A 14,194-nucleotide genomic window follows, 5' to 3' on the forward strand; every position below is an offset into this window, starting at 1 on the left:
TCACTGCCCCAATCGTTCGAGAAGTGCGGGGATGTGGACCTGATCGGCCTTGTAGTTGCCGGTCAGCATGTACATGACGATGTTGACCCCGGCACGGAAGGCATATTCGCGCTGCCAGGGGTCGGCCGGGATGGTCGAAAACATCGGAAAGCCCTGCTCGTCCACGGCCCAGGCCGCCGCCATGTCGTTGCCGGTGATCAGGATCGAGGAGACCCCGTCGCCGGTGCGCGCCGGTCGCTCGGCGGGATTGTTCGTGTCCGGAATGGCCTCGACCCAGAGCGGCCCGTCGGAATACCGGCCCGGAAATGTCTCGAGCAGGAAAAAGGACTTGGTCAGCACGTGGTCGTCGGGAACCGGCTCCAGCGGCGGAATGTCGAGACTGGCCAGGATCTGCTGCAATCTCAGCGTCAAGGCGCTCGAACCGCCGCCGAGATCGACAATCCGGTCGCGGGTGTCGAACAGCACCGTTCCACCGCTCTTCATGTAAGCGTCGATGCGGCTGATGGCGGCGGGCGAGGGCATGTCTGCGTCCTCGCTCATCGGCCAGTAGATCAACGGATAGAGCGCCAGTTGGTCGGTCTCTATGTCAACGCCCATCGCCGTTCCGGGCTCCAGCGCCGTGCGGCTGAAGAGATAGCGAGACAGGCTGTCGAGGCCGAGCTTGCTGACATTGTCGGTCTCGTCATCTCCGGTGATGACATAGGCAAGCCGGGTCCGGTCGAGACTCTCAAGAAGATCGACATCGCCGGGCTGGGCGTCCTGGGCATGAACTGTCGATGGGGCGACTGTCAGCGCGACCGACAGGCCGGAGATGAGCAATATCGCTGCGGCTGCCGAAGCCCGTGTTGCGGGCTTCAAACCACGGCGACGGAAGGCGCCGTTGAGCACCAGAACGATCAGAGTATCGGCCAGCAGGGCGATGAGGGCGGCGGAAAACAGCCAGGGCCTGAAATCGACCGCGCTGTCGCCGGCGATCGCGGAACGGGTCACCGGGACCTCGAATTCCGGGATCGCTATCGGAGCAAGGGTTTCTCCGGGCTCAAACAGGTTGAGCGCCACGAAGCCGTCCTCGCCTCCATACAGGCCCGGTGGATTGTCGGGGCCTGCCCGAACCACGCTGTTGCCGGTCAGGGCGAGCGGCTTGGCATCGCCGCTCGCCGGCAACAGGGCCGCATTGGCATCAAGCAGCCGCCAGGGCGGCAGGATGCCGGAGCCGGCTTCGCCACCGCCCGAAACTGCGCGGGAGAGCTGCACCACGCGGCGCAGCATGTCGACGAAATGGCCGGAAATCGGCAGGTTGGACCAGCTGGCCTCGGCGGTGACATGGAACAGCACGATCCGGCCGGAGCCGCGCTCGCTGGCTGTCACCAGCGGAGTGCCGTCAGCAAGGCTGGCCCAGGTGCGCGCGGCAAGATCCGCCGATGGCTCGGCCAGAACCTGGCGGCGAATGGCAATGTCGCGGGGCGTCGGCAATCCGGCAAAGGGTCCGGTCGACGGATAGGCGGCCAGCGGTTGCGGCTCGATCCAGGAGAGCGCGCCACCAAGCTCGCGTTCGCCCTTGCGGAGCAGGACCGGCAGCAACTGGCTGTCGGAGGGGGCCGCAGCCAGCCGTGGTCCGGCAAAGCGGATCAGTGTGCCGCCGCGCTCGACCCATTCGTCAAGCGATGTGCTGACATCCTCGGGCAGGGTGCCGATATCCGACATGACGATCACCGCCGGAGACTGGGCCAGCAGTTTCGGAATGGATGCGGACATCTCCTCGTTGCCGGCTTCGATCAGGTCGGCATAGGGGGAGAGTGCGCGGTTGATATAGTAGAGCGGCGAGAGCAACGGCTGGGCGATGTCAGCGGCCTCTCCCGAAATGAGCGCCACCCTGCGGCGCCGGAAGCTGTCATCAAGCAAGCGGGCCGACGCCGCGGTGTCGACGCCGGTGACATCGAGACGGGCGATGTCGTTGCGGATTTCGAAGGGGGCCGAGATGGTCCCGGTGGCCTCGGCGTCCCCGACCGCAAAACGGATTTCGCCGGATGCGATCTCGCGGCCCTTGCTGTCGCTTGCAGTCAGTGCGAAGTTTTCCGCCTGTCCGCTGTCGAGGCGGCTTGCGGTAACGCTCAGCCTGTCGGCGCCGTTGTCGGCACCGGTGAGCGCCAGGGCCCGGGCTTCCGAAGCGCCGATGATGCGGATTGCGGAGGCTTCCAGCCCGGCGAGGCGGTTCAGCGCATCGGCGGCATCCGAAGTTTCGACCCCGTCGCTGATATAGGCGATGGTTCCCGGGCGGGTTTCTCCGAGGGCGGCAATGAGTGCGGTCGCGGCCGCGGCCCGTTCCGGGCGCAGGGGTTGCGGCCTGGCTGCGCGCAATTGGTCGCGCGCGCGCTCGAAGCCGGTTGGCGTGGCGTCATGGCGTCGGTTGGCGGTGAAAACGATCGCCACCGGAATGTCCAAGTCCTCGGCCTCATTGATGAGCACCTCTGCCGCCTCCACCCGTGCATCCCAATCGGGTGCGCTGGCCCAGCCATTGTCGATGACGAGAGCCAGAGGCCCGTTCGACGACAGCGCCCGGTCGCGCGGGTTGAGGACGGGTTCGGCCAGCGCCAGGATCACCAGGGCAGCTATCAACAAACGCAAGGCAGTCAGCCACCAGGGGCTGCGCGACGGGGTTTCCTCGGGCTTGAGGACACGGGCTAGAATAGCCAGCGGCGCAAAGGGTTCGGCCTGCGGGCGAGGGGGCGTGAGCCGCAGCAGCCACCAGATTACCGGCAGGGCGAGCAATCCGAACAGTATCGCCGGTGCGCCGAAAGCGAAGGGAAGGCCTGCAATCATGAGAATGCCGCCTTCTTGGCTGTTGGAATGCCCGAGAGATGACCATGGGCTGCGGCAAGCGCCTCGGACGCCAGGCGGTCGGTGCGGTGGGCGAGAAAGCTCCAGCCCATGCGGCGTACGCCCTGCGCCAGGGTCTCACGGCGGGCAAGCCACGCCTGACGATAATCGGCGGCAACCGTCTCGGCGCGGCCGGCGACAAGCTTCTGGCCGGTTTCGGGGTCACGGAACTCGGTGCGGCCGGAATAGGGAAACATTTCCTCGGCCGGATCGGCGACCTCAATGACGTGTCCGCGGATGCCGCGCCGGGCGGCGGGGCCGATGCAGTTGTCGAGCGTCTCCTCGGTATCGAGGAAGTCCCCGATCAGGACGATGTCGCTCATGCGGCCGATCTGGCCGAGTTCCGGCAGGGTGTCCTGGACCGGTGCGTGTGACAGCGCCAGTGCCAGCCGCTCGGCGGCATTTCGCGAGGCGACGGGTTCCATCACGCCCGGACAGCCGATGCGCTCGCCCGAGCGGGAGAGGATTTCGGCCAGCGCCAGCATCAGCACCAGGGCGCGGCTTTCCTTGCTGACGATCGCGACATCGGACTTGTAGAGCATGGAGGGGGACTGGTCGGCCCAAAGCCAGATGGTGTGGGCTGCTTCCCATTCGCGGTCGCGGACATAAAGACTGTCATCACGTGCGGAGCGGCGCCAGTCGATCCGGGACAGGGATTCACCTTCGACATAGGGGCGGAACTGCCAGAATGTTTCGCCGATGCCGCGCTTGCGGCGGCCGTGCCAGCCGGCAATGACCGTGTTGGCAACGCGCCGGGCCTCGGCGAGGCAATCGGGCAGCAGCGCCGCGCGCTGGCGGGCGCGGGCAAGCGCATCAAGCCGCGCAGTCGGTCGGGTCAGCTGGCCGATCGACGCCATCGTCTCACCCGGCTTTCGGGGTGACGAGGCCGGCAATCACATCGCGGATGCCAATGCCTTCGGCGCGCGCGGTGAAGGTCAGCGCCATGCGGTGCTGCAGGATCGGTTCGGCAAGGGCGCGGACATCATCAATCGACGGGGCGAGCCTGCCATCATAGAGTGCGCGGGCGCGGGCGCAGAGCATCATTGCCTGGCCGGCACGCGGGCCCGGGCCCCAGGAGATGGTTTCGTCAACCCTGGCATTGCCGTGGCCGGGACGGGCGGCCCGCACGAGTTCAAGAATGGCGTCAACCACCGATTCAGGCACAGGCATCTGGCGGATCAGTGCCTGGATGGCGGTCAGCCGCTCCATGGTGATGGCGGGCCGGGCAACGGCTTCCTTTGCGCCAGTGGTATCAAGCAGGATGCGGCGTTCGGCGGCCATTTCCGGATAGGGCACGTCGACCTGCATCAGGAAACGGTCGAGCTGGGCTTCGGGCAAGGGATAGGTGCCTTCCTGCTCGAGCGGATTCTGGGTTGCCAGAACATGGAACGGCCTTGGCAGGTCATGCTGCGCACCGGCAACGGTGACATGATACTCCTGCATGGCTTGCAGCAGTGCCGACTGGGTGCGCGGAGAAGCGCGGTTGATTTCGTCGGCCATCAGCAGCTGGGTGAATACCGGGCCGGGGACGAAGCGGAACGAGCGGCGGCCGTTCTCGTCCTGATCCATGACCTCGGAGCCGAGAATGTCGGACGGCATCAGGTCGGGCGTGAACTGGATCCGGTTGGAATTGAGGCCGAGAACGGTGCCGAGCGTGGTGACCAGCTTGGTCTTGGCGAGACCGGGGACGCCGACAAGCAGCGCATGGCCGCCGGAGAGGACGGCGAGAAGTGTCTGCTCGACGACGCTTTCCTGACCAAAAATGACATCGGACACGGCCTGCTTTATACCGGAGATGTCGGCCAGGGCCTGCTCCGCGGCTGCGATGACTGCTTTTTCGTCGATCGGCTTTGCGCCAGTGTCGATGCGTCCCATGGGTGTCTCCGCGCGTTCTGGTTCGTCACTCTCAAACAGCTTATTCTACGCTGAAAGGCTGACAAGAGCAGTTCAGATGACTATCTGGTTACCTGTAATCATAGCTGGACAGGACAATGGCAAAAACAAGGACCAACACGAAAACAGATGCAGGCGATCTTGCCGCGCTGATTTCGCGCGCCCAGGCCGACAGGAATGCCGGCAAGGATGGTTTGCCGCCGGTCGAGCGCTGGAATCCGCCCTATTGCGGCGATATCGACATGGAAATCCGTGCAGATGGCACCTGGTTCTACATGGGTACACCGATCGGGCGGCCGGCGCTGGTGCGGCTTTTTTCCACAGTTCTGCGCCGTGACGAGGACGAAAAGACCTATCTCGTCACGCCTGTGGAAAAGATCGGGATCCGCGTCGTGGACGCGCCCTTCCTGGCTGTCGAGATGACGGTGAGCGAAGAAAGTAACGAACAGGTGCTGACCTTCCGGACCAATGTCGGTGATGTGGTTCGCGCCGGTCCGGACAACCAGCTGCGCTTCGTCGTCACCGGAGAGGCCGATCAACTCAAGCCCTACATCCTTGTGCGCGGCCGGCTGGAAGCCCTGGTCAATCGGGCGGTGACCTATGATCTCCTGGCGCTTGGCGAAGAAATCGAGATCGATGGCGAAGCGACCTACGCCATCCGCTCTGCCGGATCGGTGTTCCCTGTCATGCCGATGCACAGGCTGGAGGCGGGCGTTTGACCGATACGGGTTCCCTGGTGCCGCCGGGTTTTGACGCCGAGGGGTTCCGACTGCGCGCCCAGAAGCACGATCCCGACCATGCGTTCGGGTCGGAGCCGGCGCATCTCGGCCATGGCGACCATGTGCTCAATCCGGGCCTGGTCTCGGGCCTGGTCGATGCCAAGCTGCGGGACGCCGCCGTGCTGGTTCCGGTCACCGATGACGGCCCCGACGCGCGCGTGATCCTGACACGGCGCGCCACGGCACTGCGCAAGCACTCGGGCCAGGTTGCGTTTCCGGGCGGCTCGGTCGATCCGGAAGACGGCAGCGTGGAGATCGCCGCCATGCGGGAGGCGGAAGAGGAAATCGGACTGGACCGCCGGTTCGTCGAGCCGGTTGGCCGGCTGCCGGTCTACATGACCACAACCGGATTCCGGATCACGCCGGTGCTTGCCGTGGTCAGGCCGGGCTATGCGCTCACGGCCAACCCGGTCGAGGTCGACGAGGTGTTCGAAACGCCGCTGGCCTTCCTGATGAACCCCGACAACCACCGGCGCGAAAGCCGGGTCTGGGAAGGCATCGAACGGCACTATTACGTCATGCCCTATGGTGAGCATCACATCTGGGGTGTCACCGCCGGGATCATCCGGACAATGTATGAAAGGCTCTATGCATGAGCTCAGATGCGAGCGTTGCCCATGAGGATTGGTTCCAGCAGGAAGCGCTTGCCCGGATCTTCGCGCTTCTGAACCAGGACGGCGAAGAGGTCCGGGTGGTCGGCGGGGCGGTCCGCAATTCGCTGATGGGACTGCCGGTCACCGATACCGACCTGGCGACAAGCTGGGCGCCCGAGCAGGTGGTGGCGCGGGCCGAGGCCGCAGGCATCCGCGCGGTGCCGACCGGGATCGATCACGGCACGGTGACGCTGGTCATCGACGGCCGCGGTTTCGAGATCACCACGCTCCGGCACGATGCCGAGACCGATGGCAGGCGGGCCAAGGTGGTGTTTGGCAGTGACTGGCAGATCGATGCCGAGCGGCGCGATTTCACCATCAATGCGCTCTATGCCGGCCAGGACGGCAGCGTCATCGATCTTGTCGGCGGACTGGAAGATATCGAAAGCCGGACAGTCCGGTTCATCGGCGACGCCGACGCGCGGATCGCCGAGGACTATCTCAGGGTGCTGCGCTATTTCCGCTTCTACGGGCATTACGGTGCCGGCCGGCCCGACGCCGCGGCGCTGAAGGCTTGCGCCCGGGCGCGCGACAAGCTCGGCACATTGTCGTCGGAACGGGTCTGGAAAGAACTCAAGACGCTGCTCAAGGCGCAGGATCCCGGAAGGGCGCTGTTGTGGATGCGCCAATCCGGGGTTCTGTCCAAGGTGCTGCCGGAGAGCGAGAAATGGGGGATCGATTCGATCGGACCGCTGATCGCCACGGAGACTGCGCTCGACTGGGAGCCCGATCCGATGCTGCGGCTGATGGCGATGGTGCCGCCGGATGCGGACCGCATGCGTGGGCTTTCCGCGCGCCTGAAGATGTCGCGGGTCGAGGCCGACCGGCTGGTCAAATGGGCCGAGGCGCCGGTCGTGGCCCCAACGCTGGCGATCACGGCGCTCGACCGGCTGCTTTACCGCCATGGCGCAGGTCCGCTCGTCGACCGGATCCGGCTGTCGCTGGTCTCGGCGCGCAGCCGCACCGAGACAGATCCGTCAGCGCTCACGGAAGCCGCCGGCCACAGCCGTCACCTGGCGCGCGCGCGCGGATGGGAACGGCCGGTGTTTCCTGTTGCCGGCGCGGATCTGATCGCCCGGGGCATCAACCCCGGCCCGCAGATGGGCGCACGGTTGGCCGCTCTCGAGGAGCGATGGGTCGAGAGCAATTTTACCCTCGACAAGTCAGCACTGCTCGACGCGACGGATTGAGCCCTGCCTTGAAGGCGAGGGCTCTCTCCGGATCAGGCCGCGTCTGTCTCTTCGAGCGTGCGTTCCTTGATCTGCTCGACGATCGACGGACGTATAATGGTCTCGCCGTGGGTCTCACGCAGATGGTCGATGGCGCGGGACACGATCTCCGCCTCGCTGTCAGCCCGCGTGTGCCAGTCGCAACCGGGAACGAGAGATCCGCAATGGAAGGTCTTCATGGCTGTCTCCTTTTCGATGTCGAAAACCAGAAACCCGCCCGAGCCGGCGCACCGGCCGACGGGAAACCATGATAGCCCAAAAGCGGCCCGGATGCACCCCGAAGTGGTTGCTTGCCGCGAAAAACACTGCGACCGGCGGTAGCAAGATCCGCGCTGCAGCTACTTTTTCCTGTAGCGCTCGGTCTAGACCACAGTCGTGCGGCTGATGATTGCGGCGTTCGCCCGGGACGCCGCCAATTCTGTGAAAGCGTTAACCTTGTTTCGCTAGCAATGGACGCAACAAGGTTGTTTGCAGCGGGATGTCGGGATGGTTGTGGGTGTGGACTCGTTTGATGCCGTTCTCGATCGCATGAGCAACGAGCGGGCAGAGGCCTCGTCGCATGGATCCGGGCACTGGACGGCCATGCGCGGCTGGAATTCCAGTTTTGTTGCAACCAGTCTCAGGTCACAACCCTGGCCCAGCAGGGAACAGCGCGGCACCGCAGATCCGGCTGTTCACATCGACGCATCAACATCGGCGCCGAGGCCGAAGCCGGCCGTTCACAACGCTGCACCCACGCCGCCGCCAAAGCCCAAGCCAGACATCGACACGTCGCTCTACAAACGGCTGAGTCCCGAGGACGTTGCGAAGGACATCAATTTGCTGGCCACGGATACACCGGCCGAGCTGAAATCAAAGCGGCGACGCTTCGCGCGGCTCAATCACCCCGACCGGACGCCGATGGAATGGCGGGAAGCCGCGACCATCCGCATGAAAATCGCAAACCACATGGTCGACGAAGCGCTGCGCGGAAAGCTCGCTGCCCGGGCCTGACGGCACGCGGGGCGGAAGCCGGCCGCGTGCAATTGGAGAACAGCGAAGGTTCCCCACGCAGTTCCTGCTGCGGATCTCCCTTACGGATACATAACCACCGGCGGCAGCGAAGACAGGATCGAGGCGACATTGCCGCCGGTCTTCAGCCCGAAGATGGTGCCGCGGTCATAGAGCAGGTTGAACTCGACGTAGCGGCCGCGGCGGACCAGCTGCTCGGTCCGCTCCGCCTCGCTCCAGGGCTTGTGGAAGTTGGAGCGAACGATCTTCGGGTAGACCACGTTGAAGGCGCGCCCCACATCCTGGGTGAAGGCAAAATTGGCGTCCCACGCGCCATGGTCTTCTCCGCCGTGCAGCCAGTCGTAGAAGATGCCGCCGATGCCGCGCGGCTCGTCGCGATGGGGCAGGAAGAAGTACTCATCGCACCAGGCTTTGAACTTCGGGTAGTCGGCGACGGCGTGACGGTTGCAAGCAATCTCCATGGCGCGGTGGAACAGCATTGCATCGGGGTCGGTCTGGGTGCGGCGGTTGTCGAGCACCGGGGTGAGGTCGGCGCCACCACCAAACCACTGGCTGGTGGTCACGACCATGCGGGTGTTCATGTGCACAGTCGGCACATGCGGATTGCTTGGGTGGGCGATCAGCGAAATACCGGAGGCCCAGAACCTGGGATCTTCATCGGCGCCGGGGATCTGGGCGCGGAATTCCGGCGAGAACTCGCCGTGGACGGTGGAGGTGTGGACGCCGACCTTTTCAAACAGCCGGCCCTTCATGATTGACATGGTTCCGCCGCCGCCGGCACCTTCGTCGCGCTGCCATGGTGTGCGCTCGAAGCGGCCGGGCTCTCCAGTGCACTGCGGATGGTCGACCTCGTCTTCGAGTGCCTCGAAGCTCAGGCAGATCTGGTCGCGCAGTTCCTCGAACCACTGGCGTGCTTTGGTCTTTTTTTCTTCGATGTCGTCGGGCAGTCCGACCGGCAGGCTTGGGCGTTGCATTGGGGGTCCTCGTTCTGGCTTCGGATCCCTCATAGCAGCAGATCCCGCCTGATGTAACCGCAGCATTGCATCCCGCTTGTCCGGGTTTTGACGGGACTCGCCGGAAAGCCGCTTCTGGGTTAGAGTGGGTCAGCCATGAAGGCAAAGGAAGGACCATGAGCCGGTATCAGCAACGCCCGCCACTGGAAGGGCTGCGACGCGAGATCGCCCGTGCGCGCAAGGAAAAATCCGATGGACAGAAATCGGGCAGCTTTGTGCGCGAGACCTACCGGCTGAGCCGCGGTGCGGCGCGCGAAAAGGCGCGGGAGTGGTTCTCCGCCTGGCCGAAAGCCGCCTACTGGACCGAAGTCGAGAGCTGGCGTGCATTGCCCGGCGAAGGCGACGAGATCGAGTTCACCATGCGCCGCCTGCCGACTGCGGATTGAGGGATATCCTTGTTTCTCGTAAGGATATCCCCTATATATCCACGCGAACAGGAGTGTGCATCATGGCTCTTTTTATCAAGGATCAAACTGTCGATGCGCTCGCCGAGCGCTATCAGGCGGCCATAAAAGCCAAGACCAAGACCGAAGCTGTCAGACAGGCTTTGGAGCGGGCGCTTCGTGACCCTGACACGAAACAGGATTATGTCGATCGCATGGTGGCGTGGAGCAAAGACTTCAATGCGCGAACGCAACAAAGCGAAACTGAGTATGACGAGAAAGCGTTTATCGACAGTCTCTATGAGGAAAACTGATGTTTGTCGATTCCTCAGCTCTGATTGCTGTGATGACCAAAGAGGCTGATGCAATCCCGCTTGCAGAGCAAATGAGGAATGCGGAAACGCGCGTTGTCAGTGCTGCTGTGGTTTGGGAGGTTGTCATCAACCTTGCCAAGAAAAAGAATCTTTCGCTGCAAAGGGCTCAAACCGAACTGAACGATTTCCTGACTGCGTTTGAGATAAGCATTGCTCCAGTTCCGCCGGAGGCCGGCTTCGCGGCCATTGATGCGTTTGACCGTTTCGGCAAGGGGCGACACCCCGCTTCGCTGAATTTCGGCGATTGTCTGTCCTATGGGTGCGCCAAGGTCATGAAACTGCCGCTTTTGTTCAAGGGGAATGATTTCGAGTTAACGGACGTCAATGCCGTTTGATGCGTTATGACGCGGCCGCCTATTGAACCTCATCCAATCACCGACTTCTGCACCACCAACCTCGGGCCGGTTCCGGTTTCGCGGGCCCGGTCATCGGGATTGTAAAGCTTGCAGGCTTCAAGCGAGAGGCAGCCGCAACCGATGCAGCCGTCAAGCCTGTCACGCAGCCGCTCGAGCATGCCGATGCGGGCGTCGAGCCGGGCACGGAAGCCGCGGCTGATCTTTTCCCAGTCGCGTTTGGTGGGCGTGCGTTCGAGCGGCAGCTGTTTGAGCTGGGCGCGGATCTCCTCAAGCGAAAACCCCATTCTCTGGGCAATCAGGATGAAGGACAAGCGCCTGATATCGGAGCGGATGAACATGCGCCGGCCGCCGGGCGTCCTGCGTGCCGAGACCAATCCCTCATCGTCGTAATAGCGGATCGCCGAAACCGCGAGCCCGGTGCGGCTGGCCACTTCGCCGATGCTGAGCAGGCCCTTGCCGGGTGAAATCGACATTTTCTGAAAAACCTCTTGATCTCAAGTTCACTTGAGAAAGTAGCATGTGTCCACATCAACGCAAAGACCATGAACACAGGAGCCCTTCATGACCCGATCCACCCTCGAGCATGTCAATTTCACCGTTCCCGATGCGTCCTCCACGGCCAAGTGGCTGTGCGACGTCTTCGGCTGGAAAATTCGCTGGCAGGGGCCGGCGCAGAACGGTGGACTGTCGATCCACGTGGGAACCGACGACGCCTATCTGGCGGTCTATACGCCGAAGGAGGCGCGCGCACGCGGCACCGTCGAGAAGAACCGGATCGGCAACATGAACCATGTCGGCGTGGTGGTCGAGGATCTCGAGGCGGTCGAGGCCAAGGTCAAGGCACTGGGCTATGTGCCCTACAACCACGATGATTACGAGCCGGGACGCCGCTTCTATTTCGATGACGAGAACGGCATCGAGTTCGAGGTTGTCAATTATGACTGATTTCGCCCTCGGCTACAGCCCGAACCGACGGTTGATCTCGCCGGAGATGATGGCGACGCTCATGGCGAGGTTCAGGCTGCGGCGGCCTTCGATCATCGGAATGGTCAGGCGCGCGTCGGCCGCATCATGGACCCTGTCGGGCACGCCGGCGCTTTCGCGGCCGAACAGCACCACATCCTGGGCGGTCAGGGTGTGGGCAGTGTCATCAACATAGGGAGTGGCGGACCTGGTGGTCATCAGCACCAGACGGCGGCTTTCGTCCTGGCGCCATTGTTCGAACTCCTCCCACCCGTCGTGGCGGGTCAGGGTGGCCATCTCGATGTAGTCCATGCCAGCGCGCTTGAGCGCCCGGTCGGTCATGTCGAAGCCTGCCGGTCCGATGATGTGGACACCGATGCCCAGGCAAGCGCCGAGCCGCAGGATGGAGCCGGTGTTGCCGGGAATATCGGGCTGGTAAAGCGCGATCAGGGGTTTTGAAGTGGAAAGGGTTTCTGTGGTCATTTTATCACAATGTCGGACGAGGGCAGGTTCATGGTGGACAAAACCGGTAGCGGCAATCTGGCTTAACAGCCGAATCTCGCCTAAAACAACTCATCTTCAACGCGAACCTGACGGAGGCTGTAATGCGCATCATCTATAACAGCTTTCTGCCAGCGGCTACGGGCCACTGATCAGACGGGTTTTTCGCGGTTCCAGTACTTCTTTCCGGTTTTTGCGCCCATTTTGACGGGCAATCGGCGTTATCGCGTGATCCCGGCCCACTCTTTATCTCGCCGGTGCGATGCATAGGCCAGCTTGCGGCATTTCTCTAGGAGACATCCATGTTCGGATGGTTTGAAAGACGACTGAACCCCTATCCGGAAGCACAGCCTTCCGCGCCGCCGCACGGCCTGCTGGCATTCTGCTGGCATTATTCGCGCGAAGCCGCGCCGTGGCTGATCGCCATGGCCATTCTGACGGCCCTGATCTCGATCGGCGAGGTGATGCTGTTCGGGTTTCTCGGTTCGATCGTCGACTGGCTCGCCACGTCCGATCCGGAGGGCTTTCTCGAGCGCGAATCCGGGCGGCTGATGCTGATGGGAGCAATCGTGCTGATCGGCCTGCCGGTCACGGTGCTTTTGCATTCACTGATCATTCACCAGACGCTCCTGGGCAATTACCCGATGATTGCGCGCTGGCAGATGCACCGCTACCTGCTGCGCCAGAGCCTGAGCTTCTTTTCCAACGAATTTGCCGGCCGGGTGGCGACAAAGGTGATGCAGACGTCGCTGTCGATCCGGGAATCGGTGATGAAGCTGCTCGACGTCTTCGTTTATGTCTCGGTCTATTTCATCGCGATGATCGGCATGGTGGCCAGCGCCGAGTGGCGGCTGGTGCTGCCGATGCTGGTCTGGCTGGCAGTCTATGTCGGGCTGATTGCGCATTTCGTTCCGAAGCTGAAGCGGATTTCCGCCGATCAGGCCGATGCCCGTTCGGTGATGACCGGCCGGGTGGTCGACAGCTACACCAACATCTCGACGGTCAAGCTGTTCTCGCATGCGGGCCGGGAGGAGGCCTATGCGCAGGAAAGCATGGACATGTTCCTCAAGACCGTGCACCGGCAGATGCGGCAGGTGACGCTGTTCCAGACATTGATCTATCTGAACAATTCGATCCTGGTCTTCGCGGTTTCGGCAATGGCGATCGGCTTCTGGCTGACCGGCATCGTTTCGGTCGGCTCGATCGCCATCGTCATCGGGCTTTCGCTCAGGATCAACGGCATGTCGCAGTGGATCATGTGGGAGGTCTCGGGTTTCTTCGAGAACATCGGCGTGGTCCAGGACGGCATGGGCATGATGGTCAAGCCGCACGAGGTGGTGGACCGGCCCGGCGCGAACGAGATCGTTGCCAGGAAAGGCGCGATCGAGTTCGAGAATGTCCGGTTCCACTACGGCAAGCAGAGTGGGGTGATCGAGAGCCTGTCGCTGAAGATCGCACCCGGAGAGAAGATTGGTCTCGTGGGGCGCTCAGGCGCCGGCAAGACGACGCTCGTCAACCTGCTGCTGAGGTTCTACAATCTCGAATCCGGGCGGGTGCTGATCGATGGTCACGACATCTCGCAGGTGAGCCAGGACAGCCTGCGCGGCCAGGTCGGCATGGTCAGCCAGGACACGTCGCTGCTGCACCGGTCGGTGCGCGACAACATCGCCTATGGAAAGCCCGACGCAACCGAGGCGGAAATCCTTGAAGCGGTGCGCAAGGCCAATGCGCATGAATTCATCGGGGGGCTCGAGGATCTTGCCGGCCGCACCGGGCTCGACGCCCATGTCGGCGAACGCGGGGTGAAACTCTCGGGCGGTCAGCGCCAGCGCATCGCCATCGCCCGGGTGTTCCTCAAGGACGCGCCGATCCTTGTGCTCGACGAGGCCACATCGGCGCTCGATTCCGAGGTCGAGGCCGCAATCCAGGAAAATCTTTTCGCGCTGATGGAGAACAAGACGGTGATCGCCATCGCGCACCGGCTGTCGACCATTGCCGAGATGGACCGGCTGGTGGTTCTCGATCATGGCGAGATCGTCGAAACCGGGACGCATGACGAACTGATCAAGTCGGGCGGCATCTATGCCGACCTGTGGTCACGGCAGTCGGGCGGGTTCATCGATGTGGACGCCGGCGCGACGGCGGCGGAGTAAAGCGATGTC

16 protein-coding genes are annotated in these 14,194 nt (G+C 63.2%); 9 read left to right on the forward strand and 7 right to left on the reverse strand.

Annotated features, from left to right (window positions below):
- The 3 genes from SPHINGO391_RS04500 to SPHINGO391_RS04510 are packed head-to-tail and all read right to left on the reverse strand — an operon-like array spanning position 1 to position 4,752.
- Positions 1 to 2,820 carry a DUF4159 domain-containing protein gene (locus SPHINGO391_RS04500; RefSeq protein ID WP_152007702.1) on the reverse strand — a complete coding sequence of 940 codons (2,820 nt, stop codon included), beginning with the start codon at positions 2,818 to 2,820 and terminating at the stop codon, positions 1 to 3.
- The gene (locus tag SPHINGO391_RS04505; RefSeq protein ID WP_152007703.1) at positions 2,817 to 3,734 is read right to left on the reverse strand and encodes a DUF58 domain-containing protein; all 918 of its coding nucleotides are present in this window, start codon (positions 3,732 to 3,734) and stop codon (positions 2,817 to 2,819) included. The genes SPHINGO391_RS04500 and SPHINGO391_RS04505 overlap by 4 nt, the downstream gene beginning before the upstream one ends.
- Positions 3,735 to 3,738: 4 nt before the next feature.
- Entirely contained in the window at positions 3,739 to 4,752 is a 1,014-nt protein-coding gene (locus SPHINGO391_RS04510) for a MoxR family ATPase (RefSeq protein ID WP_152007704.1), read from the reverse strand.
- Positions 4,753 to 4,868: 116 nt separating this feature from the next.
- Between SPHINGO391_RS04510 and SPHINGO391_RS04515 the strand changes: the two genes are divergently transcribed.
- The 3 genes from SPHINGO391_RS04515 to SPHINGO391_RS04525 are packed head-to-tail and all read left to right on the forward strand — an operon-like array spanning position 4,869 to position 7,392.
- Complete coding sequence (locus SPHINGO391_RS04515) at positions 4,869 to 5,489, forward strand: DUF1285 domain-containing protein (RefSeq protein WP_152007705.1); 621 nt, start codon at positions 4,869 to 4,871, stop codon at positions 5,487 to 5,489.
- Between the two features lie 50 nt (positions 5,490 to 5,539).
- Positions 5,540 to 6,145: a CoA pyrophosphatase gene (locus SPHINGO391_RS04520; RefSeq protein ID WP_244615370.1), complete on the forward strand. Its 606-nt coding sequence runs from the start codon at positions 5,540 to 5,542 to the stop codon at positions 6,143 to 6,145.
- Positions 6,142 to 7,392, forward strand: a complete 1,251-nt coding sequence (locus SPHINGO391_RS04525; RefSeq protein ID WP_152007706.1) for a CCA tRNA nucleotidyltransferase — start codon at positions 6,142 to 6,144, stop codon at positions 7,390 to 7,392. Before SPHINGO391_RS04520 ends, SPHINGO391_RS04525 begins: the two co-directional genes overlap by 4 nt.
- A gap of 32 nt (positions 7,393 to 7,424) precedes the next feature.
- Here the strand turns inward: SPHINGO391_RS04525 and SPHINGO391_RS04530 are convergent, their stop codons facing one another.
- Positions 7,425 to 7,610: a DUF1059 domain-containing protein gene (locus SPHINGO391_RS04530; RefSeq protein WP_152007707.1), complete on the reverse strand. Its 186-nt coding sequence runs from the start codon at positions 7,608 to 7,610 to the stop codon at positions 7,425 to 7,427.
- A gap of 307 nt (positions 7,611 to 7,917) precedes the next feature.
- Here SPHINGO391_RS04530 and SPHINGO391_RS04535 point away from each other — a divergent pair, with 307 nt between their 5' ends.
- A complete protein-coding gene (locus tag SPHINGO391_RS04535) occupies positions 7,918 to 8,424 on the forward strand; it encodes a hypothetical protein (RefSeq protein WP_152007708.1) in 507 nt (168 codons plus the stop codon).
- 80 nt (positions 8,425 to 8,504) lie between these two features.
- Here the strand turns inward: SPHINGO391_RS04535 and hemF are convergent, their stop codons facing one another.
- Positions 8,505 to 9,416 carry an oxygen-dependent coproporphyrinogen oxidase gene (hemF, locus tag SPHINGO391_RS04540; protein ID WP_152007709.1) on the reverse strand — a complete coding sequence of 304 codons (912 nt, stop codon included), beginning with the start codon at positions 9,414 to 9,416 and terminating at the stop codon, positions 8,505 to 8,507.
- A gap of 155 nt (positions 9,417 to 9,571) precedes the next feature.
- On the opposite strand from hemF, the gene SPHINGO391_RS04545 reads away from it, so the two are divergent.
- The 3 genes from SPHINGO391_RS04545 (at position 9,572) to SPHINGO391_RS04555 (ending at position 10,547) form a co-directional block, all read left to right on the forward strand.
- Positions 9,572 to 9,841 (forward strand): hypothetical protein, encoded by a 270-nt coding sequence (locus tag SPHINGO391_RS04545; protein WP_152007710.1) that lies wholly within the window; start codon positions 9,572 to 9,574, stop codon positions 9,839 to 9,841.
- A 62-nt stretch (positions 9,842 to 9,903) separates the two neighbouring features.
- A complete protein-coding gene (locus SPHINGO391_RS04550) occupies positions 9,904 to 10,152 on the forward strand; it encodes a type II toxin-antitoxin system VapB family antitoxin (protein WP_152007711.1) in 249 nt (82 codons plus the stop codon).
- Entirely contained in the window at positions 10,152 to 10,547 is a 396-nt protein-coding gene (locus SPHINGO391_RS04555; RefSeq protein ID WP_152007712.1) for a type II toxin-antitoxin system VapC family toxin, read from the forward strand. The genes SPHINGO391_RS04550 and SPHINGO391_RS04555 overlap by 1 nt, the downstream gene beginning before the upstream one ends.
- 29 nt (positions 10,548 to 10,576) lie before the next feature.
- Here the strand turns inward: SPHINGO391_RS04555 and soxR are convergent, their stop codons facing one another.
- Positions 10,577 to 11,041: a redox-sensitive transcriptional activator SoxR gene (gene soxR, locus SPHINGO391_RS04560; RefSeq protein ID WP_152007713.1), complete on the reverse strand. Its 465-nt coding sequence runs from the start codon at positions 11,039 to 11,041 to the stop codon at positions 10,577 to 10,579.
- An 88-nt stretch (positions 11,042 to 11,129) separates the two neighbouring features.
- On the opposite strand from soxR, the gene SPHINGO391_RS04565 reads away from it, so the two are divergent.
- Positions 11,130 to 11,513 carry a VOC family protein gene (locus SPHINGO391_RS04565; RefSeq protein ID WP_152007714.1) on the forward strand — a complete coding sequence of 128 codons (384 nt, stop codon included), beginning with the start codon at positions 11,130 to 11,132 and terminating at the stop codon, positions 11,511 to 11,513.
- 12 nt (positions 11,514 to 11,525) lie between these two features.
- Here the strand turns inward: SPHINGO391_RS04565 and SPHINGO391_RS04570 are convergent, their stop codons facing one another.
- Positions 11,526 to 12,014: a tRNA (cytidine(34)-2'-O)-methyltransferase gene (locus SPHINGO391_RS04570; protein ID WP_152007715.1), complete on the reverse strand. Its 489-nt coding sequence runs from the start codon at positions 12,012 to 12,014 to the stop codon at positions 11,526 to 11,528.
- 320 nt (positions 12,015 to 12,334) lie between these two features.
- On the opposite strand from SPHINGO391_RS04570, the gene SPHINGO391_RS04575 reads away from it, so the two are divergent.
- The gene (locus tag SPHINGO391_RS04575) at positions 12,335 to 14,185 is read left to right on the forward strand and encodes an ABC transporter ATP-binding protein (protein ID WP_152007716.1); all 1,851 of its coding nucleotides are present in this window, start codon (positions 12,335 to 12,337) and stop codon (positions 14,183 to 14,185) included.
- Positions 14,186 to 14,194: the final 9 nt, after the last annotated feature.

Source organism: Hoeflea sp. EC-HK425 (assembly GCF_902498795.1).
GTDB lineage: Bacteria > Pseudomonadota > Alphaproteobacteria > Rhizobiales > Rhizobiaceae > Hoeflea > Hoeflea alexandrii.